The organism is Denitraticella aggregata, from assembly GCF_048158365.1.
Taxonomy (GTDB): Bacteria; Pseudomonadota; Gammaproteobacteria; order Burkholderiales; family Rhodocyclaceae; genus Azoarcus_F.
In genome coordinates this window covers 12,627-36,159 of record NZ_JBLLNL010000006.1, presented here as the reverse complement: position 1 = coordinate 36,159, position 23,533 = coordinate 12,627, and the positions used below count along the sequence as shown (strand labels likewise).

At 64.1% G+C, this 23,533-nt stretch carries 18 protein-coding genes and 1 tRNA gene; 12 read left to right on the top strand and 7 right to left on the bottom strand.

Annotated features, from left to right (window positions below):
* Positions 1–14 precede the first annotated feature (14 nt).
* Complete coding sequence (gene mnmH, locus ACKVEX_RS08975) at positions 15–1,082, top strand: tRNA 2-selenouridine(34) synthase MnmH (RefSeq protein WP_473215376.1); 1,068 nt, start codon at positions 15–17, stop codon at positions 1,080–1,082.
* A 57-nt stretch (positions 1,083–1,139) separates the two neighbouring features.
* Here the strand turns inward: mnmH and ACKVEX_RS08970 are convergent, their stop codons facing one another.
* On the bottom strand, positions 1,140–1,700 hold the full coding sequence (locus ACKVEX_RS08970) for a class I SAM-dependent methyltransferase (RefSeq protein WP_473215375.1): 561 nt from the start codon (positions 1,698–1,700) through the stop codon (positions 1,140–1,142).
* Positions 1,701–2,028: 328 nt separating this feature from the next.
* Between ACKVEX_RS08970 and ACKVEX_RS08965 the strand changes: the two genes are divergently transcribed.
* The 9 genes from ACKVEX_RS08965 (at position 2,029) to minE (ending at position 12,835) form a co-directional block, all read left to right on the top strand.
* Positions 2,029–3,177, top strand: coding sequence for a sensor histidine kinase (locus ACKVEX_RS08965; protein WP_473215374.1), 1,149 nt, complete (start codon positions 2,029–2,031; stop codon positions 3,175–3,177).
* 104 nt (positions 3,178–3,281) lie between these two features.
* Positions 3,282–5,969: a bifunctional acetate--CoA ligase family protein/GNAT family N-acetyltransferase gene (locus ACKVEX_RS08960; protein WP_473215373.1), complete on the top strand. Its 2,688-nt coding sequence runs from the start codon at positions 3,282–3,284 to the stop codon at positions 5,967–5,969.
* An 89-nt stretch (positions 5,970–6,058) separates the two neighbouring features.
* Positions 6,059–6,907: a D-hexose-6-phosphate mutarotase gene (locus tag ACKVEX_RS08955; RefSeq protein WP_473215372.1), complete on the top strand. Its 849-nt coding sequence runs from the start codon at positions 6,059–6,061 to the stop codon at positions 6,905–6,907.
* A gap of 293 nt (positions 6,908–7,200) precedes the next feature.
* The gene (locus ACKVEX_RS08950; protein WP_473215371.1) at positions 7,201–9,546 is read left to right on the top strand and encodes a Tex family protein; all 2,346 of its coding nucleotides are present in this window, start codon (positions 7,201–7,203) and stop codon (positions 9,544–9,546) included.
* Between the two features lie 73 nt (positions 9,547–9,619).
* A complete protein-coding gene (locus ACKVEX_RS08945) occupies positions 9,620–9,985 on the top strand; it encodes an ArsC family reductase (protein WP_473215370.1) in 366 nt (121 codons plus the stop codon).
* Positions 9,982–10,872 carry an Hsp33 family molecular chaperone HslO gene (hslO, locus tag ACKVEX_RS08940; protein ID WP_473215369.1) on the top strand — a complete coding sequence of 297 codons (891 nt, stop codon included), beginning with the start codon at positions 9,982–9,984 and terminating at the stop codon, positions 10,870–10,872. The genes ACKVEX_RS08945 and hslO overlap by 4 nt, the downstream gene beginning before the upstream one ends.
* 83 nt (positions 10,873–10,955) lie before the next feature.
* The gene (gene minC / locus ACKVEX_RS08935; RefSeq protein WP_473215368.1) at positions 10,956–11,726 is read left to right on the top strand and encodes a septum site-determining protein MinC; all 771 of its coding nucleotides are present in this window, start codon (positions 10,956–10,958) and stop codon (positions 11,724–11,726) included.
* A gap of 31 nt (positions 11,727–11,757) precedes the next feature.
* Positions 11,758–12,573, top strand: a complete 816-nt coding sequence (gene minD / locus ACKVEX_RS08930; RefSeq protein ID WP_473215367.1) for a septum site-determining protein MinD — start codon at positions 11,758–11,760, stop codon at positions 12,571–12,573.
* Between the two features lies 1 nt (position 12,574).
* Positions 12,575–12,835 carry a cell division topological specificity factor MinE gene (gene minE / locus ACKVEX_RS08925; RefSeq protein ID WP_473215366.1) on the top strand — a complete coding sequence of 87 codons (261 nt, stop codon included), beginning with the start codon at positions 12,575–12,577 and terminating at the stop codon, positions 12,833–12,835.
* A 139-nt stretch (positions 12,836–12,974) separates the two neighbouring features.
* Here minE and ACKVEX_RS08920 read toward each other — a convergent pair whose 3' ends face one another.
* From ACKVEX_RS08920 to ACKVEX_RS08905, 4 genes are all read right to left on the bottom strand, one after another.
* On the bottom strand, positions 12,975–13,703 hold the full coding sequence (locus ACKVEX_RS08920) for an amino acid ABC transporter ATP-binding protein (RefSeq protein WP_473215548.1): 729 nt from the start codon (positions 13,701–13,703) through the stop codon (positions 12,975–12,977).
* Between the two features lie 110 nt (positions 13,704–13,813).
* Positions 13,814–14,920, bottom strand: coding sequence for an amino acid ABC transporter permease (locus ACKVEX_RS08915; protein WP_473215365.1), 1,107 nt, complete (start codon positions 14,918–14,920; stop codon positions 13,814–13,816).
* A gap of 3 nt (positions 14,921–14,923) precedes the next feature.
* Positions 14,924–16,111 (bottom strand): amino acid ABC transporter permease, encoded by a 1,188-nt coding sequence (locus ACKVEX_RS08910; protein ID WP_473215364.1) that lies wholly within the window; start codon positions 16,109–16,111, stop codon positions 14,924–14,926.
* Positions 16,112–16,199: 88 nt separating this feature from the next.
* The gene (locus ACKVEX_RS08905; protein ID WP_473215363.1) at positions 16,200–17,228 is read right to left on the bottom strand and encodes an amino acid ABC transporter substrate-binding protein; all 1,029 of its coding nucleotides are present in this window, start codon (positions 17,226–17,228) and stop codon (positions 16,200–16,202) included.
* Positions 17,229–17,914: 686 nt separating this feature from the next.
* Here ACKVEX_RS08905 and lysS point away from each other — a divergent pair.
* Together lysS and mnmC are read left to right on the top strand one after the other, a co-directional pair.
* Positions 17,915–19,420 (top strand): lysine--tRNA ligase, encoded by a 1,506-nt coding sequence (gene lysS, locus ACKVEX_RS08900; RefSeq protein WP_473215362.1) that lies wholly within the window; start codon positions 17,915–17,917, stop codon positions 19,418–19,420.
* A 53-nt stretch (positions 19,421–19,473) separates the two neighbouring features.
* The gene (mnmC, locus tag ACKVEX_RS08895; RefSeq protein ID WP_473215361.1) at positions 19,474–21,387 is read left to right on the top strand and encodes a bifunctional tRNA (5-methylaminomethyl-2-thiouridine)(34)-methyltransferase MnmC2/FAD-dependent 5-carboxymethylaminomethyl-2-thiouridine(34) oxidoreductase MnmC1; all 1,914 of its coding nucleotides are present in this window, start codon (positions 19,474–19,476) and stop codon (positions 21,385–21,387) included.
* 326 nt (positions 21,388–21,713) lie between these two features.
* Here the strand turns inward: mnmC and gltX are convergent, their stop codons facing one another.
* Both gltX and ACKVEX_RS08885 read right to left on the bottom strand, forming a co-directional pair.
* Positions 21,714–23,111: a glutamate--tRNA ligase gene (gene gltX, locus ACKVEX_RS08890; protein ID WP_473215360.1), complete on the bottom strand. Its 1,398-nt coding sequence runs from the start codon at positions 23,109–23,111 to the stop codon at positions 21,714–21,716.
* A 130-nt stretch (positions 23,112–23,241) separates the two neighbouring features.
* A tRNA-Val gene (locus ACKVEX_RS08885) sits at positions 23,242–23,316 on the bottom strand.
* Between the last annotated feature and the right edge of the window lie 217 nt (positions 23,317–23,533).

Here is a 23,533-nt window from a genome sequence, read left to right as displayed (position 1 = left end):
GAGTCGGGTAGAACATGAAAAAAGGCTTGGAGACCGTAGCACAGCTTCAGGAATTTGACGAGATCATCGACGCGCGCAGTCCGGCCGAATTCGCCGAAGATCGCATCCCGGGTTCGCTGAACTGCCCGGTACTGGACAACGAGCAGCGCGCCATCGTCGGCACCATTTTCAAGCAGCGCTCGGCCTTCGAGGCGCGCCGCGTCGGCGCCGCCATGGTGGCCGAGAACATAGCACGCCACCTGCACGACCTGTTTCAGGACAAGCCCAAGGATTGGCGCCCGTTGATCTATTGCTGGCGCGGCGGACAGCGCAGCGGGGCGTTCGTGACCTGGCTGCGCATGATCGGATGGGATGCCTGTCAGCTCGAGGGCGGCTACAAGGCCTTCCGACGCAAGGTGATTGGCGAACTCGACACACTGCCCGCCAGGTTCAGCTTCAGGGTGGTCTGCGGTCCGACCGGCAGCGCCAAGACCCGCGTGCTCGACGCGCTCGCCGAACGCGGTGCGCAGACGCTGGACCTGGAGGAACTCGCCGCGCACAAGGGGTCGGTGCTCGGCGCGCTGCCCGACCGGCCGCAGCCCTCGCAGAAGTGGTTCGAGACCCAACTGCACGACCAGCTCTGCACGATGGATCCGGACAGGCCGGTCTTCGTCGAGGCCGAGAGCCGCAAGATCGGACGGATTCAGCTGCCCGAAGCGCTGATCATGCGCATGCGCGACGCGCCCTGCATCGTGATTCAGGCCGAGCGGCACGCGCGCCTGGACTTTCTGGTGCGTGACTATGCGTATCTTGCCGACGACGACGAAGAACTGGTTCGACGCATCGATCACCTGCGAAATCTTCAAAGTTGCGACACGATCAGTCGCTGGAAGACGCTGGCCCGCACCCATGCGGTGCGGGAACTCTATGCCGAGTTCATCGACCTGCACTACGATCCGCTTTATCGTCGTTCGCAGAATCGCAACTTCCGTCAGATCGACGACGCGCTGACCTTCGACACGGCCGACCTCAGCGACGCCGGCATCGCCGAACTGGCCGATCGCATCCTGGACGAAACTCGCGCGCACTCGCTGCTCAATTGACACGCGCCACATCGCGGGTGCGTTGAACCCGCGCGCAGGCCGAGGCTTCTCCGGGGGTTACGGCAGGCGAACCGTCCTGTGCCGACCCTTAACCGCGCAGACGCGCTGCACGACCGCCGTCGGCGGATCACCGATCTCGCCCTGTTCGAACGCGACGATGCTGAAAGCCTTGCCCACACGCTCGAGCAGTTCGCCAGGCTCGAGCAGGAATTCCGGGCTGCGCGGACGCCCGAAACGCTCGTTGCCGCGCATGAAGGTCTCGTAGATCAGCACGCCGCCCTCCTCCAGCAGGTCGAGCAACTGCGAGAAGCGGGGCCGATGGAGGTAGTTGGTGACCACTATTGCATCGACGCGCAGGCCGGCCAGGGGCCAGTCCTCACCTTCCAGATCCAGTTCGAGGGGTCTGACCCGGTCGATGCCGTTCAACCCGGCCAGCGCGCCCGCATCCCGGTCCACCGCCACGACCTTGCGGCCGGCTGCGGCCAGAAAGCGCGCATGCCGCCCGCCGCCGCAGGCGTAATCGAGGACCGTGCCGGATGCGCAGATCAGCGGCGCGAAACGGGTCACCCAGCGTGACGGTTCGCCGAGCTCGGCATGAGCGGACGCCGCTGGCGTCACCGATCGACTCCATCCAGGCAGATCGACTTCATCTCGAGATACTCGTCGATGCCGTAGATCGAACACTCGCGTCCGATGCCCTCTTCATCGCGATTCGCATCCTTGTTTTTCGTAACTGTTTCATGCTACCACCGTGACCGTCAGCGTATCCATACCGCACCCACGCGACGGGCATACCGCCCCGTTCGCCCGTGCCTGGGTCGAATCTCCATTACGGACGCGATCACTAACGAGAAAACGACTAAAGTGGTACAAGACTCTAACAACGACTCTGCCGACCCGAGCTCGATCGGCTGAACATCAAACTTCGCCCGACAGGATCGATCCGATGCCAACTCCAGCCGAAGAGGCACTGCGCGCGTGTGAGGCCCGCTACCGGGAAATGCTCGATCTGATCGGCGAAGTCGTGTTCAGGACGGACGACGCGCTTCGTTTCACCTTTCTCAACCAGACCTGGGAGCGCCTGACCGGACACCGGGTCGGCACCTCGACCGGCCAGAGCCTGCTCGCTTATCTGCATCCGGACGACCGGCAGCAGACCGAGGCCCTGATCCGCGAGGTGATGGCCGGCAAGCGGGAAGGATTCGCAACACCCGTGCGTCTGACCTCCCGCCAGGGCGAGATCCGCTGGATTCAGGCCACCGCGAGGCCCATTCCGGGTCCGGAGCCATCGTCCCGACCGATCGGCCTCTTGGGCACACTGGACGACATCACATCGCGCAAGGTCGCCGAACTCACACTCCGGAACATCAACCATGATCTCGAGGCGCGGGTCAGGCTGCGTACCGCCGAACTCGAGACCTCGAACCGGGAACTCGAAGCCTTTTCGTATTCCGTCTCGCACGACCTGCGCGCGCCGCTGCGGTCGATCGACGGATTTGCGCGAATTCTCGAGGAGGAACTCGGCGATCGGCTCGACCCGGCCTCCCGAACCCACCTGGAACGCATACGGCAGGCGGCCGGACGCATGGCCTATCTTATCGACAGCCTGATTGAACTCGCGCGCCTGTCCCGCCACACGCTGCGCAGGGAGACGGTCAACCTGTCCGACCTGGCGGCGCAGATCGCGGACGACCTGAAGCGCGAGGACCCCGACCGGGCTGCCGAGGTCGAGATCACCCGGGACCTGACCGTCACTGCCGACCGCACGCTGATGTATGTGGTGCTGGAGAACCTGCTCCGAAACGCGTGGAAGTTCACGTCGCAATGCGCGGTCGCGGCCATCGGTTTTCATGCCGATCTGGATGGGGATGAGCGACGCATCTTCATCGTCTCGGACAATGGCGTCGGCTTCGACATGGCTTTCGCGGAGCAGCTCTTTCGCCCTTTCCAGCGTCTGCATGACCCGTCCGAATACCCGGGGTCGGGGATCGGTCTCGCCAACGTGCAAAGGATCATTCAACGTCATGGCGGCGAGATCTGGGCCGAATCCGCGCCGGGCGAAGGTACCCGCTTCTACTTCACGCTCGATCCCTGAGTATTTCACAAACATTTATGCTGCACTGCGGTACACTCGTTCGTACGCTCACCGCAACTGCGTGAAACCAGGCGCACGCGGCCCCCATCCCGGACGACAAGATCATGAAAGAGAAGCACTACCTCAACCCCCTCCTGCAGCCGCGCTCGGTCGGCGTCATCGGTGCGAGCGAGCGAGAGAACTCGCTCGGCTACGTCGTGATGCGCAACATCATCGATGGCGGCTTCAAGGGGAAACTGTTCGCGATCAACCCGAAACACGAGACCGTGCTCGGCATTACCTGTCATAAATCGGTCGAGGACGTCCCGCATCGGCTGGATCTGGTCGTGATCGCGCTCAGGGCGGACAAGATCGTGTCCATCATCGATGCCTGCGGACGGGCGGGCGTGCGCGCCGTCATCTTGCTCACCGCAGGGTTCTCCGAAACGGGTCCGCGTGGCGCGTCGCTCGAACGCCAGGTCCTCGAAGCCGCACGGCGGCATCGAATCCGCATGCTCGGACCGAACTGTCTGGGCATCATGCGTCCCAGCCTCGGTCTGAACGCGACCTTTGCGCACGCGAGCGCGCTGGCGGGTTCGATCGGGCTCATTTCCCAGTCGGGCGCGCTGTGCGCTGCGATTCTGGACTGGGCCAAACCCAACAACGTCGGCTTTTCGACGGTGGTCTCGCTGGGTTCGAGCAGCGACATCGATTTTGGCGAAGTGCTCGAGTTCATGATTTCGGACCCGCGCACCGACAGCATCATCCTGTATATCGAAGGCGTGCGCGATGCGCGGCGTTTCATGAGTGCCTTGCGCGGCGCGGCCCGGGTCAAACCGGTCATGCTGATCAAGGTCGGTCGCCATCCCGAGGCCTCGAAGGCGATCCTGTCGCACTCCGGGCTGGCCAGCGGGGAGGACGCGGTGTTCGATGCCGCGCTGCGCCGGGCAGGCGTAATCCGCCTGTACAATCTCGGCCAGCTCTTCGCCGCCGCCAACGCACTGTTCACGCACTTCCGGCCTCGCGGCAATCGCCTGGCGATCATCACCAACGGCGGCGGACCGGGCGTGATGGCAGCGGACCGGGCGGCCGACCTGAGCATTCCGCTGTCGAACTTCGCGGACGTTACGGCCGAGAAGCTCAAGGCGGCGCTTCCGCCCCACTGCTCGCGCGCAAATCCGGTCGACATCGGCGGCGATGCGGATGTCGAGCGCTATCGCAGTGCAATCAAGGCGGTGCTCGAAGGTCCGAATGTCGACGGCGTGCTGGTGATGCTGTCGCCTCAGGCGATGACCCACCCCAGCGAAGTCGCACAAGCCGTCATCGAACTCGAGAAGACCGCCGACAAGCCGCTGCTGACCTGCTGGATGGGCGAGGATCTGGTGCAGGACGCGCGCAAGCTCTTCAGTGCCGCGGGCATCCCGACCTTCCGAACGCCGGAACCTGCGGTCGAACTGTTCAGCCAGATCTCGTCCTACTACCGCAATCAGAAATTGCTGATGCAGACGCCCGCGTCCTTGTCGCATCTGAATCCACCCAGCATCGAGAGCGCACGGCTGGTCATCGAAACCGCGCTGGCGGAGCGGCGCAAGGTGCTCAACGAGATGGAGTCCAAGGCCTGCCTGGCGGCCTTCCGGATTCCGATCGCGCAGACAGTGGTCGCCCGCTCCGCCACCGAGGCGATGGTCTTGGCCGAGGAGATCGGCCTGCCGGTGGTCATGAAGATCGACTCGCCGTCCATCATCCACAAGGCGGACTCGGGCGGGGTACGCCTCAATCTCGGCAGTCTCGCGGCGGTGCGCACCGCGTATCAGGAGATCCTCGACGAAGTCCGCCGCAACAAGCCGGATGCCGCGATCAACGGTGTCGCGATCGAGCCGATGATCATCAAGCGTCACGGACGCGAGCTCGTGGTTCGGGTCAAGCGCGATCCGGTGTTCGGGCCAGTCATCACGTTCGGCGAAGGCGGCAACCGCGTCGTCTCCAACAGTGACGTCGCGATCGCGCTGCCGCCGCTGAACCGTTTTCTGGTGCGCGACCTGATTCAGTCCTCGCCAGTGTCGGCGCTGCTCGGCGAGTTCCGCAACATGCCGGCAATCAACGAAGAGGCGCTCGAGTTCGTGCTGCTGCGGGTGTCGGAGATGGTCTGCGAGCTTCCCTGGCTTCACTCGCTCGAGATCAATCCGCTGATCGTCGACGAGGTCGGCGCGGTCGCGGTGGACGCACGGCTGGTGGCGGACAACGTCGCACCATCGGCCGATCGCTATGATCACATGGCGATCCACCCCTATCCCTCGCATCTGACCTACACATGGACCCAGCCGGACGGCATCGATGTCACGATCCGTCCGATCAAGCCGGAGGATGCCGAACTCGAAGTCGAGTTCGTACGCCGGCTGTCAGCTGAGACCAAGTACTACCGGTTCATGAACACGCTGCGCGAATTGCCGCCGGCCATGGTCGCGCGGTTGACCCAGATCGATTACGACCGCGAGATGGCCTTCCTCGCGACCATCGTCGAGGACGGTAAGGAAGTCGAACTCGGTGTGTGCCGCTATGCGGTCAATCCGGACGGAGAGTCGTGCGAATTCGCGATCGTGGTCGCCGACGACTGGCAACATCGCGGGCTCGCCCGCAAACTAATGGGCATCCTGATCGAGACGGCCCGGAACCGGGGTCTCGCCTACATGAACGGCGTCTTTCTCGCCAACAACGAACGCATGCTGCGTTTCGTCCAGGGTCTCGGCTTCACGCTCAGCAACGACCCGGAAGACAGCACGGTCAAGGTCGGCGTGCTGTCGCTGCTGGACTGACGTATCATCCGGACTGTGTTCCGGTCTGTCCGGAACGCCATGGCGGCCCCGCTCGGGGCCGCCCGTATTTTCGAGTTCGACCGACGAGCATGAGAGCCACAATCCAGGAAATCGAATTTCTCGGCCTGCCCGCGTACGCGCTGACCAGCGCGAACGGCGCGCGCGCGGTGATCACGTCGCTGGGGGCCCAGGTGCTGTCCTGGCAACCCGCCGGTGGTGAGGAACGCCTCTATCTGAGCGAGAAAGCCGTCTTCGACGGCAGAACCGCGATTCGTGGAGGCGTGCCGGTGTGTTTCCCGCAGTTTTCCGGGCTCGGCAAGCTCCCCAAGCACGGCCTGGTCCGCACGATGAACTGGACCGTTCGTCAGCGCCGCACCGACGACGGTTTTGCGATGCTGGTCCTCGGTCTGACCGACGACGATCAAACCCGGGCGCTATGGCCGATGATGTTCGATGCGGAACTGACCGTGGTCGTAGACGGCGCGCGCCTCGACGTGGAACTGGAGATCGAGAACACCGGTCATGCGCCCTTCGCGTTCACCGCGGCGCTGCACACCTATATCAGGGTCCGCGAGGTGGAGAATGCCCGCCTCGAGGGTCTGCATGGCCACGAATTTCGGGACGCGACCGATGCGGACCGGATCAAGCGCGAAACGGGTGACGTACTGATCGTCGATCGCGAGGTCAACCGCGTGTATCACGACGTCGCGCGCCCGCTGCTGTTGCGCGACGGCAACCGCAGCCTGGGGATAGACGCGGAGGGATTCCCGGATGTCGTCGTGTGGAATCCATGGCAACAGAATTGTGCGAATATCGCCGATCTGCCGACCCTCGGTTTTCGCAACATGCTGTGCGTCGAGGCGGCCGCGGCGCGCCGGCGCGTCGCGCTCGATGCCGGCGACGCGTGGGTCGGGCGCCAGTCGCTGGTCGCCATCTAGGAGGCTGTCGGACTTGAGGCTGATCTACTGCGCCGGCGGCAGAAGCGGTCCATATCTGCCCGATTTTTCGTTGCATAGAACCACTATGCGCCTCAAAATCGACCAGATCGGCCCTCGCTTCCCACTCGGCTCGTGACAATCGCTCAAGTCCGACAGCTTCCTGGGCCCGGGTACGCCACCGGGACGGGCAGCACACGCATGACCCACGACGCGACCTGCACCGCGGGCGGTTGCGCCCTCTCCGTTCAACCTGTCCGCCATGATCGGCGGGCGCTCGAATCGAACCGATACCGATGCTGCCATCCATAGAACAACGCATCGCCGACGAACTCGGCGTTCGCTCCGCCCAGGTTTTCGCCGCGGTCCAACTGCTGGACGATGGCGCCACCGTGCCCTTCGTCGCGCGCTACCGCAAGGAAGCCACCGGTGGCCTGGACGACACGCAGCTGCGCATGCTCGAGGAGCGACTCGGCTACCTGCGCGAGCTCGAGGACCGACGTGCCGCCGTCCTTGCATCGATCGACGAGCAGGGAAAACTGTCGCCCGGCCTGCGGGCCGACCTCGAGGCCGCCGAGACCAAGCAACGCGTCGAGGACCTCTATCTGCCGTACAAACCCAAGCGTCGCACCAAGGCCCAGATCGCGCGCGAGGCCGGCCTCGGCCCGCTGGCCGAGGCCCTGCTCGGCGACCCGGGGCTGGAGCCGGAGCGAGTCGCGCAGGATTACCTCAACGAAGACGCGGGCTTCGGGGACGTCCGGAGCGTGCTGGACGGGGCACGCCAGATCCTGATGGAATCGTTCTCGGAAGACGCCGAGCTGGTCGGCCAACTGCGCGATTACCTTTTCGACAACGGCGAAGTCCATTCGACCGTGATCGTGGGCAAGGAACAGGAAGGCGCCAAATTCAGGGACTGGTTCGACTTCCGCGAGCCGGTCGCGACGATGCCGTCACACCGGGCGCTCGCGCTGCTGCGGGGTCGCAACGAGGGCGTGCTGCGACTGTCGCTGGACGTCGCACGGCCTGATCCGGACGCGCCCCACCCGTGCGAGTCGCGCATTGCAGCACGCTTCGGTATCGCCGATCGGGGCCGGCCGGGCGATGCATGGCTGCTCGAGACCGCCCGCTGGGCCTGGAACGTGAAGATCTCGGTGCACCTGGAACTCGACCTGATGGGGCGACTGCGCGAGCGCGCGGAGGCAGAGGCGATCCGCGTGTTCGCGCGCAATCTGAAGGATCTGCTGTTGGCCGCGCCCGCCGGCAGCCGCACGACGATGGGCCTGGATCCAGGCATCCGCACCGGGGTGAAGGTCGCGGTCGTTGATCACACCGGCAAGCTGCTCGATACCGAGACGATTTATCCGTTCGAACCCCGCCGCCACTACGATTCGTCGATCGCCGGACTGGCCGCGCTCGCAAGCAAGCATGGTGTGGAACTCGTCGCGATCGGCAACGGGACCGCGTCGCGCGACACGGACAGGCTGGTCGCCGATCTGATCGCGCGCCACCCCGAGCTGAGGCTGACCAAGGTCATGGTCTCCGAGGCAGGGGCCTCAGTGTATTCCGCATCGGAACTTGCGGCACGCGAGTTTCCGACGGTCGACGTGTCGCTGCGTGGCGCGGTGTCGATCGCGCGCCGCCTGCAGGATCCGCTGGCCGAACTGGTCAAGATCGACCCCAAGTCGATCGGCGTTGGCCAGTACCAGCACGACCTGAATCAGAACCGGCTCGCCCGAAGCCTGGATGCGGTGGTCGAGGACTGCGTCAACGCAGTCGGCGTGGATGTGAATACCGCATCGGCGCCCCTGCTCGCCCGCATCTCCGGACTGAATGCCACGCTGGCCGCCAACGTGGTCGAATATCGTGACATGAACGGGCCGTTCCGCAGCCGGGATACGCTGAAGAAGGTGCCCCGGCTCGGACCCAAGACCTTCGAACAGGCGGCCGGCTTTCTGCGCGTGCCCGACGGCGACAATCCGCTTGACGCGTCCGCGGTTCACCCTGAGGCCTACCCGGTCGTCGAGCGCATCCTGGACCGCGTGCGCAGGAATGTGCGCGACCTGATGGGCGATGCGACCCTGCTGAAGTCGTTGTCACCGACCGAGTTCATCGACGACCACTTCGGACTGCCCACGGTGCGCGACATCCTGGCCGAACTCGAGAAGCCGGGCCGCGACCCCCGTCCCGAATTTCGCACCGCAAACTTCAAGGAAGGGATCGAGACGCTGAAAGACTTGTCGGCGGGCATGCTGCTCGAGGGTGTGGTCACCAATGTCACGAACTTCGGGGCCTTCGTCGATATCGGTGTGCATCAGGACGGGTTGGTGCACGTTTCCGCGCTGGCCGACCGTTTCGTGAAGGACCCCCATGCGGTGGTCAAGGCCGGTGATATCGTGAAGGTCAGGGTGCTTGAAGTGGACGTGGAGCGCAGGCGGATCGCGCTGACCATGCGCCTGGCCGAAACGCCGCCGCGGGGAGCCGCACCGCCCAAGAAGGCCATCGCAGCCGACCGTCCGGCAAAGCGGCCAGACGCGGGTGCGCGCCGCCCACCGCAGCCGCGCAAGAACGGACATTCGGGCGCCACGACGGCACCCGCCGGCGCGATGGCCGATGCGCTGGCGAAGGCGCTGCGGCGCAAATGAGTGCGCGCCCTCCCCGCACCGGCCGTGCCCCAGGACATCGGTTTCGATCACAGCACCACGCAGGACAGACGCCATGAGCGTGAGCATCTACGGCACCAGGAACTGCAACACGATGAAGAAGGCATTCGACTGGCTGGAACGGCACGATGTCGAATTCAGTTTCCATGACTATCGCAAATCCGGCATCGATGCCGCGACGCTGGCCCGCTGGTGCGACAGGGCCGGATGGCAGGCCCTGGTCAATACACGCGGCACGACCTGGCGCAAGCTGGATGCTTCGCAACAGGCCATCCGAAACGCCGCCGACGCGATGCGACTGATGGCTGCACATACCAGCGTGATCCGGCGCCCGGTCGTCGAGACCTCCTCCGGCGAACTGCTGGTCGGATTCGATCCGGAACGGTTCGCAAGCGCGCTGGGTTCGGGAGTTCTGTCGTGAGCGACCGTTCGAGCTACATTCAGCGCTTTCTGCTCGAGGATCTGGACATCCGGGGTTCCATCGTGCTCCTCGGCGAAGTCTGGACACAGCTTCAGGCCGACCGACACTATCCGGTCGAAGTCGCGAACGTTCTGGGCGAGATGAGTGCGGTGGCGGCGGTCATCGCCGGCAATCTGAAACAGCCCGGTCGCCTGACCATTCAGATCCAGGGGCATGGTCCGATCGGCCTGCTCGTCGTCGATTGCAGCGAGTCGCTGAACATGCGCGCGATGGCCCGTATGGACGCGGACACGGCCGGACTCGGCGGCCTCGGCGAACTGATAGGGGACGGACGCCTGCAGCTTTCGCTGGACGCCCCTTCGATGCGCGAGCCCTACACCAGCATCGTTCCGCTGGCCGGCGACAGCATCGCGAGCACCTTCGAGCATTATCTGACACAGTCGGAGCAGCAACCGGCCGGTCTGTGGCTCGCCTGCAACCACGACGCCGCCGCCGCACTGTTTCTGCAGAAGATGCCCGGTGCCGATGCGCGCGACATCGACGGATGGTCACGAGTCAGCCAGCTCGCCGACACCGTGAAGTATCAGGAACTGCTGTCGTTGGGACCGGCCGAGTTGCTGGGTCGCCTGTTCGCCGAAGAGAACGTCCGCCTGTTCGACGCCCGCCCGGTCGTGCATGACTGGCCGCGCGACGAAGCAAAAGTGATAGGCATGCTCAGAAGCCTGGGTGAGCCGGAGGTGCGTCGCATGCTCGCCGAACACGGCGAGATCGTGATCCGTGACGACCTGTCGAACCACGATTATCGCTTCGCTGCCGAAGACGTCGACGATGTCTTTTCCGGCGATCCGGAAGATCTGCCGCCGTCGGCGCCGCCGACCCTGCACTGAGCACCGGCTTTCGGCCTGCTTTCGGCCTTGCCCGAATCCCCCGCCCTCAGTAGACTTCAGCTCTTTAAAGGCCGATTCTGTTCATGTCCGCATCCCAGCTCGCTCGTCCGGTCGAATTCAGGAATGCATCAATCGGCACGACCGTCGCGGTTCTGCGCGAAACACGCCCCAATCTGGTCGCCGACGCGCTGCACAAGATGCTCGGCGGCATGCCTGATTTCTTCAACGGGGAAGCGACCATCCTCGATTTCGGCGAGCTCGCGCAGACGCCGGACCAGATCGACTGGCCCGGTCTGTTGAGCCTGTTCCGGCGGTTCCGCCTGCAGCCGATCGGCGTGCGCAAGCTTCCGGCCGAACTGGCCGCGAGTGCCCGCCAGGCCGGCTTTGCGCTGCTCGATGCCGCAGAATTGCGCGAGCCTCAGCCCGGCGCGACCGGCAGTGCCCCGGCATCCGTCGAGGTCGAACGACCCGCCGTCGAACCCGCGTCCATGGCCGAGGCGGCGTGCGACACCTTGATCGTCGACCGTCCGGTCCGATCCGGACAGCAGGTCTATGCGCGTGGCGGCGATCTGGTGCTGATGGCCGGCATGAGCAACGGCGCCGAAGTGATCGCCGACGGCAGCATCCACTGCTACGGGCCGCTGCGCGGGCGGGCACTCGCCGGCGCGCAGGGCAACACCCGCGCCAGAATCATCACGACCAACTTCGGCCCCGAGATCGTGTCGATCGCCGGCGTCTACAAGACCTTCGAACAGGGCATCGCGGCAGCGATCGCGGGCAAGCCGGCAACGGTGAGGCTGGTCGGCGAACAGGATCAGCACACGCTTGGCATTGAACCCCTGACGCTCGACTGAGCGCAGGACACTCATCAGAAAGGGATCAAACGTGACTCGAGTCGTCGTAGTAACTTCCGGAAAAGGTGGCGTCGGCAAGACCACCACCAGCGCCGCCTTCTCGTCCGGTCTCGCGCTGCGCGGCTTCAAGACTGCGGTCATCGACTTCGACGTCGGCCTGCGCAACCTCGACCTGATCATGGGCTGCGAACGCCGTGTGGTCTACGACTTCGTCAATGTGATCAATGGCGAGGCCCGGCTCAACCAGGCCCTGATCAAGGACAAGAACTGCGAAAACCTGTTCGTGCTGCCCGCCTCCCAGACACGGGACAAGGACGCCCTGACCGAGGAAGGGGTCGAGAAGGTCATAAAAGAGCTCGAACACATGGGTTTCGACTACATCGTGTGCGACTCGCCCGCCGGCATCGAGCGTGGCGCGGTGATGGCGCTGACCTTTGCCGACGAGGCGATCGTGACGACCAACCCGGAGGTCTCGTCGGTTCGTGATTCGGATCGCATCCTCGGCATCCTGCAATCCAAGTCACGCCGTGCGGCCGAGGGTCGCGAAGCGGTCAAGGAACACCTGCTGCTCACCCGTTATTCACCCAAGCGCGTGGAAGAGGGCGAGATGCTGTCCTACAAGGACGTCCAGGAGCTGCTGCGCGTTCCGCTGATCGGCGTGATCCCGGAGTCCGAGTCGGTGCTTCACGCATCCAACCAGGGTACGCCGGCGATTCATCTGAAAGGCACCGACGTGTCCGAAGCCTATGGTGACGTGGTTGCCCGCTTCCTGGGCGAGGAGCGCCCGCTGCGTTTCGTGAACTACGAGAAGCCCGGCCTGATGAAGCGCCTGTTCGGAGGCAAGTGACATGTCCCTGCTCTCTCTGCTTTTCGGGGAAAAGAAGAAGACCGCCTCGGTCGCCAAGGAACGCCTCCAGCTCATCATCGCGCGTGAACACGGCAGCGCCGCACGTGGCACCGACTTCCTGCCCGCGCTGCAACGCGAGCTGATCGAGGTCATCTCGAAATACGTGTCGGTGAACCCGGACGACATCAAGGTTCAGCTCGAAAAGCAGGACAACTACGAGGTACTCGAGGTGAACATCGTGTTGCCGGACCAGCGCAACTGATCCCTGGATAATCCCTGCCGAAGCAGCGACATCAGCCGCGAATATACCGACACCCGGAACACACGCCTCTCCGCAACGTGAACGGCATTTCTCGGCTGGCGCCGCTCCCACCTGGACAGAGTCGAATACGACTCGATGCTCAGTGGTTCAGGATCTGCTGCAGGAACTGCTGCGTACGCGGCTCGCGTGGATTGCTGAAAAACTCGGCCGGCGTGCCCTGCTCCACGATCTCGCCCATATCCATGAAGATCACGCGGTCGGCCACCGTCTTCGCGAAACCCATCTCGTGCGTCACGCACAGCATCGTCATGCCGCTGCTCGCGAGCTCGATCATGACGTCCAGCACTTCCTTGATCATTTCCGGATCGAGCGCGGAAGTCGGCTCGTCGAACAGCATGATCTTGGGGTTCATGCACAGCGAGCGCGCAATCGCGACGCGCTGCTGCTGACCACCCGAGAGCTGACCCGGGTATTTCTTGGCCTGCTCCGGGATCTTGACCCGTTCGAGATAGCTCATCGCGGCTTCCTCCGCCTCCCTGCGCGGCGTCTTGCGCACCCAGATCGGCGCCAGGCAGCAATTCTCGAGTACGGTCAGATGCGGGAACAGGTTGAAGTGCTGGAACACCATGCCGACCTCGCGGCGGATGATTTCGACGTTGCGCAGGTCATCGGTCAGTTCCACGCCATCGACGATGATCTGACCCTGCTGGTGCTCCTCCAGCCGGTTGATGCAGCGGATGAAGGTCGACTTTCCCGAACCCGAGGGCCCACAGATGACGATGCGCTCACCCTTGCTGACGTCGAGGTTCAGACCTTTCAGCACGTGAAACTCGTCATACCACTTGTGCATGTCGACCACCTGGATGATCGATTCGCCGCTCGCCGCCATCGAGGCCACATGCGAGCGTTCGGCTTGAACTGCGGTTTCCTGGGTCATGTCGATGTTGCTCCTTGCCTGATTCATGTCCGGTGCACGCGTCACCGTTTGTGTCCCGTGTGCAGCTTGCGTTCGAGCATCTGGCTGTAGCGCGACATCCCGTAGCAGAACACCCAGAAGATGAAGGCCACGAAGATGTAGCCTTCTATCGCCACGTTCCGCCAGGCGGGGTCAACGATCGTTGCCTGGACCGTCCTGAGCAGGTCGAACAGTCCGACCACCAACACCAGCGTGGTGTCCTTGAACAGCGAGATCAGCGTATTGACGATGCCCGGGATCACGATCTTCAGCGCCTGCGGCAGGATGATCAGGAACATGCTGCGCCAGTAACCCAGCCCCATCGCCTCCGCCGCCTCGTACTGCCCCTTCGGAATCGCCTGCAGTCCTCCACGAATCACCTCCGCCATGTAGGCGGACTGGAACAGCGTGATGCCGATCAACGCGCGCAACAGCCGGTCGAAGGTCACGCCGTCCGGCAAGAACAGTGGCAGCATCACCGACGCCATGAACAGGATCGTGATCAGCGGTACACCCCGCCAGAACTCGATGAAGATCACGCACAGCGCACGCACCAGCGGCATGTCCGAACGCCGCCCCAGCGCGAGCAGAATGCCGATCGGAATCGCCGCGACGATGCCGACATAGGCCAGGATCAACGTCAGGGTCAGCCCACCCCAGTTGCTGGTGCCGACGATGGGCAGACCGAAGGTTTCGCTGCCGTAGATCATCACGAACGCGAGCACCGGGAATACGGTGACGCCGAAGACACCGAGAATCATCTTGATCCGGCTCGACACGGCGGCGAAGAACTGCGGCACGATGATCAGGCCGAAGATCAGGTAGAGCAGGTTGACCCGCCAGTACTCGGCTTCCGGGTAGAACCCGTAGATGAAGAAGTCCAGCCTCGTGCCGATGAAGACCCAGCACGCCCCGGCGCCAGAGCAATCCGCCGCCGATTCTCCGACGAAATCCGCCTTCAGGATGCCCCAGTCGATGATCGTGATCAGGCTGGTGACGATGAAGTAAGCGAGCACGACCGTCAGCGTGCCGCTGTACCAGGACGGAAACAGGTTCTTCCTGATCCAGCCCAGAACACCGACATTTGACTTCGGTGGCAAAACGGTCCGAGTCTGCGTTGTCGCGCTCATGGCTCAACGCTCCTTCAAGGCCACGGCCTTGTTGTAGAAGTTCATCAGGAAGGAGATGACCAGACTGATGCTGAGATAGACCAGCATCGTGATCGCGACGATCTCGACCGCCTGCCCGGTCTGGTTCAGCGTCGTGCCCATGAACACCGACACCAGGTCCGGATAGCCGATCGCGACCGCCAGCGAAGAGTTCTTGGTCAGGTTCAGGTACTGGCTGGTCAGAGGCGGCACGATCACGCGCATGGCCTGGGGAATGATGATCAGACGCAGCGTGGTGCCGCGCCTGAGGCCCAGCGCCGAGGCTGCCTCGGTCTGTCCATGACTGACCGCCTGAATGCCCGAACGCACGATCTCAGCGATGAAGGCCGCGGTGTAGATCGTCAGCGCGAGCAGCAAGGCGCCCAGTTCCGGAATCACGCCGACGCCTCCACGAAAGTTGAAACCCCTCAGTTCCGGTACATCCCAAGACATCGGCGAACCCAGCGCGAGGAACACGACCGCCGGGATCAGCACCACCATCGCGAGACCGACCCTGATCGCAGGAAAGAGCTGGCCGGTCGCGTCCTGGCGCTTGTGGGCCCAGCGGTACAACACCACCGCCCCGACGATCGCTGCGAGCAGCGCGAACCAGACGAAGTTCATGCCGGGTTCCGGGAGCGGTGCCGGCATGAAGGCGCCGCGATTGTTCAGAAAGAAGACATCCCACAACGCGACGCTGTCGCGCGGGCCCGGCAACGCACGCAGCACCGCGAAGTACCAGAAGAAGATCTGCAGCAGCAGCGGGATGTTGCGGAAGGTGTCGACGAAGATCGCCGAAAGTGTAGAAATCAGCCAGTTCCTGGACAAGCGGCCGATGCCGACGATGAACCCCAGGAACGTCGCGAAGATGATGCCCAGCGACGACACCAGCAAGGTATTGAGCAGGCCGACGAAAAAGGTTCGGCCATACGACATGGTTTCGTCGTACGGGATCAGGCTCATGACGATCCCGAAGCCGGCCGGCGAGCTCAGGAAGCCCAGACCGGTGCTGATTCCCCGGCGTTCCATGTTCGCGATCGTGTTCTGAAAGATGGCCCAGAAGACATAGACGACGACCAGCGCCGTCAAGATCTGAAAGGTCCGGGAACGGATCGTCGGGTCGTGCCAGAGGCGCGAAAGAACCCCGGACCATCCGCTGCGCTTTTCGGCCATGTGAATCTTTCCTGACAGGGGGACCCCGCGAGCGGGGTTCAGGGGAGGGTCGACCCGATCGGGCCGACCCCAGGTGTGCAAGCTCCGATCAGCGAATCGGCGGCGCGTACATGATGCCGCCGTGATTCCAGAGGTTGTTCATGCCGCGCGGCAGCCCGAGCGGGGTGTTCGGCCCGACGTTGCGCTCGAACATCTCGCCGTAGTTGCCGACGCCCTTGACGATGCTGTAGGCCCAGTCCGCGTCGAGGCCGAGATGCTGGCCGAAGTTGTTGTTGCCCACGCCGAGCAGACGCTGGATCTCCGGATTGTCGGAGTTCTTCATCTCGTCCACGTTGGCCTGGGTCACACCGAATTCCTCGGCATTGAGCAGCGCGAACAGCGTCCACCGCACCACGTTGAACCATTGGTCGTCACCCTGACGCACGATCGGTCCGAGCGGCTCTTTGGAGATCAGTTCCTCGAGCAGCACCGCGCTGGACGGATCCTCGAGCTTGCTGCGCAGTGCGGCGAGTTGTGAGATGTCCGAGGTCAGCACGTCGCAGCGGTTGGTCGCGAAACCCTGAATCGTCTGGTCGGAGGTGTCGAACACCAGCGCGTCGTAGCTCATGCCGTTGGCGCGGAAGAAGTCGGCCAGATTCAGTTCGGTGGTGGTCCCGGACTGGATGCAGACGGTCGCGCCGTCGAGTTCCCGAGGGTCGTCGATGCCGAGGCTAGCCCGCACCATGAATCCCTGGCCATCGTAGTAGTTCACGCCGGAGAAATGCAGACCCAGCGACGCGTCGCGCGTCACCGTCCAGGTGGTATTGCGCGACAGCATATCGACCTCACCCGACTGCACCGCGGTGAAGCGTTCGCGTGCGGTCAGCGACCGGAACTCGACCTTGTTCGGATCGCCGAACACGGCGGCTGCCACGGCGCGACAGGTATCCGCGTCGATGCCCGACCAGTTGGCCCGGTCGTCCGGCGCCGAGAAGCCCGGCAAGCCGTCGGACACGCCGCACAGCACGCTTCCGCGTTGCTTGACCTGTTCGAGCGTGTTTGCACTGGCCGCGCCCGCGACCGACAGTGCCGCAATCGCAGTCAGACCCGCGACCAAAGCTTTCACGTTATTTGCCATGTCTTGAAACTCCTCAATTGATCGTCCCGACCCTTGGAAGGTGCAGCACTGCGCCGATGACGCCCCTGCACTTCCCCGGGCATTCTTGTTTCCGATATTTGCCACTTCGACGCTCTCGAAGCGACCGCACTGGATGATTTCCAGAAGGCAATATCCCCGTTTCGACTCGGGCTTGCAAAATGCTCCGAAACGATAGCGACATTTCACGGGGCTGAAACCTAGGGATCACCCAAACACGGGTTTACCCTAGCAGGCATCGGATCCCCTCGATTGCGGACGCGAACCTGCTCGACGTATTTCGCTCGAGGTCGCTCCGGCAAAGCAGGATGCGTGCCAAAATCGCACGGAGCTTTTCGAAACAGATACTTGCCGGACCCGCCTCGCATCACGACTGCGATGTGCGATACCAACCATGCACTCAGGAAGTGCAGTCGGCCCCCCACATGCACCCGATCGGGTGACCGCCTCACGCGGCAAGCAGTGCGTAGGCGAAAAATGCCGACCCGGACGTTGCCCCATTGACGCCCTGCATGCACCCCTGCGGATCGGAGCGCCGATTTGCCGGGTCACCCCTGTCGTGACACAATTCCGCCTGCGCCGAACAGGCCACACGAACAGATCCGATGCGCACTTGGCATCCGCCGCGCAGCAACGCCCGTAATCCACCACATACCACAAGCGGAATCATGACCGACCAGACCAACGCCAGCTCAGCGCAACCGGACGAGAACCACATCATCGCCGAGCGGCGCGAAAAACTTGCGGCTTGGCGCGCCAGCGGACAGGCGTTCCCGAACGACTTTTCGCGCGAGAACACGGCGGGCAAGCTCGACGAGTTGTATGGAGACAAGTCCGCGGACGTGCTCGAAGCCACACCGGTCGAGGTCCGCGTCGCCGGTCGCGTGATGCTCAAGCGGGTGATGGGCAAAGCGAGCTTCATCACGATTCAGGACCTGTCCGGGCGAATCCAGCTGTATGTGACCCGGGACGCGATCGGTGAAGCGTCGTACGCCGATTTCAAGCATTGGGATATCGGCGACATCATCGGTGCGGTCGGCACGCTGTTCAAGACCAAGACTGGCGAACTGACGATCAAGACCGGCGAGATCCGTTTGCTGACCAAGAGTCTGCGCCCGTTGCCGGACAAGTTCCACGGACTGACCGATGTCGAACAGAAGTATCGACAGCGCTACGCCGACCTGATCATGAACGAGCAGACCCGCTTCACCTTCGTCGCGCGCAGCCGCATGGTCCAGTCGATCCGCAACTACATGGTCGGGCACGGTTTTCTCGAAGTCGAGACGCCGATGATGCACCCGATCCCGGGCGGTGCGGCGGCCAAACCGTTCACGACCCATCACAATGCCCTCGACATGAACCTGTTCCTGCGCATCGCGCCGGAGCTCTACCTGAAGCGCCTGGTGGTCGGCGGCTTCGAAAAGGTGTTCGAGGTCAATCGCAATTTCCGCAACGAAGGTCTCAGCCCGCGCCACAACCCCGAGTTCACGATGATGGAGTTTTATGAGGCCTACGCGAACTACCGCAGCCTGATGGACTTCACCGAAGGCCTGATCCGACATTGCGCGCGCGAGGCGCTCGGCTCGGAAACCTTCGTCTATCAGGGCCGCGAACTCGACCTGTCGCGCCCCTTCGCACGGCTGACCATCGTCGAGGCCATCCGCAAGAACCATCCCGGTTTCACCGTCGAGCAGCTCGAGGACCCCGACTGGCTCAAGGAGAAGATCGCCGCCTTCGGCGAGCAATTGCGGCCTGGCGGCCTGGGCAGCCTGCAACTGCAGCTGTTCGAGGCCTGCACCGAAGCCGAGCTGTGGGAGCCGACCTTCATCATCGACTATCCGGCTGAAGTCTCGCCGCTGGCACGTCGCAGTGATTCCAACCCGGACATCACCGAACGCTTCGAGCTGTTCATCGTCGGGCGCGAGATCGCCAACGGCTTTTCGGAGCTGAACGACCCGGAGGACCAGGCGGCACGCTTTCTGGAACAGGTCCAGGCAAAGGAGGCCGGCGACGAGGAGGCGATGTACTACGATGCCGACTACATCCGCGCGCTCGAATACGGCCTGCCTCCGACCGGCGGGTGCGGCATCGGTATCGATCGCCTGATCATGTTGCTGACCGACAGTCCGTCCATCCGCGACGTGATCCTGTTCCCGCAGATGAGACCGGAGTAAGCACCGGCCAGACCTCCGGAAACCCGGCCACCCTGCCGTGCCCGAACGCCCGAATGACGCCGCTCGTACCTGCCACCCTCGCCTTCAGGGGCGACGGTACACCCTGCTCCGAAACCTACGGTGACGTCTACCACTCGGCGGCCGGTGGCCTGGCGCAGGCACGCTGGGTCTTCGTCGCCGGCAGCCGGCTCCCGCAACGCTGGCAGCGACGCGCAGCCTTCACCATCGTCGAAACCGGCTTCGGCATCGGGCTGAATTTTCTGGCCACATGGCTGGCGTGGCGTGCCGACCCGCAACGATGCGCCAGGCTCCACTTCGTGTCGACCGAACTCCACCCGTTCGCGGTCGACGACCTCGCCAGGCTTCACCTTCAGTGGCCTGAACTGGCCGAACTGTCCGCCCATCTGCGCCGTCACTGGCCGGCCCTGACCCCCGGGTTTCACCGTCTGAACCTGGATGGCGCTGCGGTCACGCTGACCCTGCTGTTCGGCGATGCTGCGGCGCTGTTGCCGCAACTGGACTGCGCGGCCGACGCGTTCTATCTGGACGGCTTCTCGCCGGCCCGCAATCCGGCGATGTGGTCGGAAGGCGTCATCGCCGAACTTGGGCGACTCGCATCGAACGGCGCGACCGTTGCCACCTGGTCTGTCAGCGCGGCTGTGCGCGAGCGGCTGGCCGCCGCCGGCTTCGACTGCGCGAGAGTTGCCGGCTTCGCCAGCAAGCGCGACATGCTGGTCGGGCGATTCGAGGGACACCGCGCCCCTACGGCCGGGCCCACCGGGCGGGACGCCCTCGTGATCGGTGCGGGCCTGGCCGGAACCGGCATCGCGAACCGCCTGGCCGAGCGCGGCTGGACGGTCGCGCTCATCGATGCAGCCGAGCGCGCCGGTCGGGGTGCGTCCGGCAATCACGCCGGGGTGCTCCGGCCGCTGCCCAGCCTGGACGACAATCGGCTCGCGCGACTGACCCGCGCCGGCAGCCTGTACGGCGTTCATCATCTCGATCGGCTCGCCGAACGCGGATTCGCCGTGAAGTGGGATCGCTGCGGCGTACTGCATGTCGCCCGCGATTCGACCCAGCAGGACAAGATGCGGGCGACCGTCGAGGCCCATCGCTACCCGGTCGACTTTCTGCGCTTCGTCGACGCGGGCGAGGCAGCCCGCGTCGCCGGCTGGCCGGTGGCCTTCGGCGGTTGGTGGTTTCCGCGCGGCGGGTGGGTGCAGCCGCCCAGCCTGTGCTCGGCCAACATCGAAGCCGAATCCGGACGAATCGATTGCCGCTTCGACCGGTCGCTGGCGCGGCTGATGCAGGACGACGGGCACTGGGTCGCGCTCGATCGGGACGGGCATGAGATCGCGCGCGCGCATGTCGCGATCCTGGCCAACGGCACCGGAATCACGGCGTTGGAACAGGCCAGCATGCTGCCGGTGCGCAGCGCGCGCGGTCAGGTCGCACACCTGCCGGCACTGCCGGACAGCGCCCCCGGGGTCGTCGTGTGTCGGCTTGGCTACGTGAGTCCCGCCATCGAAGGCGTGCGCTGCGCTGGGGCCACCTTCTCGGTCGATGACGACGAAGCCGCGCTACGCCTCGCGGATCATCACGAGAACCTCGTCAAGCTGGACTTCATGTTGCCCGGTTACGCGGGGAATCTGCATGATCTTCCGATGCACGGTCGGGTCGGCTTCCGGCCAGCGTCGCCGGACCGTCTTCCGATCGTCGGTGCAGTGCCGATCGCAGGCACCGTCGATCGGAACACCACGCTGGACGCGATTCCGCGTCATGCCAACCTCTATGCGATATCCGGATTCGGCGCGCGCGGTCTGGTCTGGGCCGCACTGGTCGCGGAATACCTGGCAAGCCGGCTCGACCGGGAACCCCTGCCCGTGGAGCGCGACCTTGCTGACGCGATGGATCCGGCGCGCTACATGCTGCGCGCGCCGAAACGGGGGCGTATGCGCGAAGACTGACTGCGAGACCGGCGTTCCGTACCGCTGCGCGGCCTGCTAGAAACCGCCACGCTCGGCGCCATACTCGCAGCGCTGATCGGCTTGTCGGCGGGCGGTGCGCGGCGGGCCCTATGGGGCGCCGACCGCAGCATCCGCATGGAAGTGCTGTGCGACACCGAGACCTCCGACGCGATCATCTAGCATGTCGAAAAGCACTATTTCGACAACTACGCGATGATCACCTATGTCACGGATGTCGGCGTATTGCGTCCGGGCAAGTTCCAGCACCACGGGTGAAGCCCTGCCGTGCTGCCGTGCTGCCGTGCTGCCGTGCTGCGCAACCATGGTCACAAGTAGCGCGACAGTCTCGCCAGCACCCGCTCGCGACCCAGCACCTCGAGCACCGCGTCGATGGACGGCGTTTGCGTCACGCCCAGCATCGCCACCCGTAGCGGGATCGCGACCTGGGGCATCTTCAGCCCATGCTGGCTCATCGTCTGCTTGATCGCAGCACTCAGCGCGGCCTTGTCCCAAACCACCGCACCGAATCGATCGCGCAACGTGGCCAGCGCCGCGCGGGCGGTTCCGGTCAGGTGTTGTTCGAGCAGTTCCGGGGGCGGGTGCACCTCGACCAGGTACAGTTCGACCGAATCGGCCAGCTCATTCAGATTGCTCACCCGCTCCTTGTACAGCGCGATGACCGCTTCGAGCGCGGGACCAGTCTCGGGGTCCACGCCGCGCTGGGCGAGCCGCCTCGACACGTCCGCGGCCAGCATCGCATCGTCGGCCTGCTTGAGGTAATGCGCGTTCAGCCAGTTCAGCTTTTCGGTGTTGAACTGCGCGGCCGACGGCGTGATGTGGTCCAGGTCGAACCATTCGACGAACTGCTCACGCGAGAAGATCTCGTCATCGCCATGGCTCCAGCCGAGCCGCGCGAGATAGTTGATGACCGCCTCCGGCAGATAGCCGTCGTCGTGATACTGCATCACGCTGACCGCGCCATGTCGCTTGGACAGCTTGGTGCCGTCGTCCCCGAGAATCATCGACAGATGCGCGTAACGGGGCACCTCGGCCCCTAGCGCACGCAGCACGTTGATCTGGCGGGGCGTGTTGTTCACATGGTCGTCGCCGCGAATCACATGCGTGATCCGCATCTCCCAGTCGTCGACGACCACACAGAAGTTGTAGGTCGGCGTACCGTCGGCGCGCGCGATGATGAAATCATCGAGTTCCGCGTTCGCAAACTCGATCCGGCCCTTGACCAGATCGTCCCACCCGACGACGCCATCGGACGGATTCCGGAAACGGACCACCGGCTTCACGCCGTCCGGCGGCGTCGGCAGGGCCTTGCCCGGCTCCGGCCGCCAGCGGCCGTCGTAGCGCGGTTTCTCGCCGCGCGCACGCTGCGCCTCGCGCATCCGGTCAAGGTCCTCGGCGCTGGTGTAGCAATGGTAGGCCGCCCCGGACGCCAGCATCTGCCGGATCACCGCCTTGTAACGCTCCATGCGCTGCATCTGGTAGAAGGGTCCTTCGTCCGGATCCAGGCCCAGCCACGCCATGCCGTCCAGAATCGCCTGCACCGCCTCGGGCGTAGACCGTTCGACGTCGGTGTCCTCGACCCGCAGGATGAAGCTGCCCTGATGTCGGCGAGCATACGCCCAGCAGAACAATGCGGTTCTGGCCCCGCCGATGTGGAGATAACCGGTCGGGCTGGGTGCGAAGCGGGTGCGGATGGATGCGGTCATTTACGCTGGATGCCTGTCGAGATCGAAGGCCGTTTCTGCGCACGGCATTCGTACGGACCATACGAACGAACGCCCAGTGAAAGGCCTTTAAACAAAAAACCCCGCAGCTTGCGCGACGGGGTCCGATGTGTGGTGGGCGGTACTGGGATCGAACCAGTGACCCCTGCCGTGTGAAGGCAGTGCTCTACCGCTGAGCTAACCGCCCCCGGATGAAGGCCGCGATTGTATGTTGCACCGTCGATGCAAGTCAACAGCGGGCGAATCGACCCGAGGACGCGCCGGGGCATGCGCTCTCACCGTCCCGGACATGCATCGACTTGCTGGCACTGATGTTGGGTTGCGAGGACAATATTGAACTTCGCATGTGGTCGATGTTCAACTTTGAGCCGACGCACGAGCACGAGCTACATCCACTCTCACAG